The following is a 708-nucleotide window of genomic DNA, read 5'->3' as shown; positions in this document are numbered from 1 at the left end:
CGGCGAGACCGTGGCCCCCACGTCCAGCGTGACGTTGCTCAAGGGGCCCGTCTGGCTTCCCGCAAAGGTGCCGCTGGCCTCGCCCACGCGGCCTGCATCGAAGGCGGCGCCGTTGCCGCCCATCACGCGCACGGGGGCGGTGGTTTTGTCGGTGCCGCCCAGGTTGGTGCCTTTGCCCCAGATCCAGACGCTGCCGTCGGTGCCGATGGCGCCTGAGATCGCCGAGCCTGCGGCCGCGGCCACCACGGGCGGCAGGCCTGCGATGTGGGCGATCTTGGGCACTTCGGTGCTGGGGTTGACCAGGGTGCCGTCGCCCAGTTGCCCGGCGGCATTGACGCCGCAGGCGTGCACGGCGCCGTCGGCGTCCACGAACAGGGTGTGGCCGTCGCCCGGTTCGATCTGCTGGATGCGCGTCAGGCCCTGGATGGGCGAGATGTCGATCAGGGCAAAGCCGCCGTTCTGGATGCCTTTTTGGCCGCAGTAGGTGGCGTTGGTGGAGGCCTGGCCCCAAACGGAGACGCTGCCGTCGTTCTTCAAGGCGTAGTACTGGCCGGCGATGTTGATGGAGGTGGAGGCCACGGCCTGTACGCTGCCCAGGGCGTCGAGCACGACGGGGGCGGTGGCGGTGCCGGCCACGGGGGCCAGGGCCCGGTTGCCGTTGGAGCCCCAGGCAACGACTTTGCCGTCCTGGCGCAGGGCAAGCACGGC

Annotated in this window: 1 protein-coding gene; it reads right to left on the bottom strand. The window is 70.8% G+C overall.

Annotation, left to right across the window (positions count from 1 at the left end):
• Window positions 1–708, bottom strand: a 708-nt coding sequence (locus AC3WOH_RS34850; protein ID WP_492233896.1) for an RCC1 domain-containing protein, incomplete at both ends; no start/stop codon positions are given.

It is taken from the genome of Acidovorax sp. FW305-C-20-28 (genome assembly GCF_058783375.1).
The sequence above is the reverse complement of the archived record's forward strand: the minus strand, read 5'-3'. Positions and strand labels throughout refer to the sequence as shown.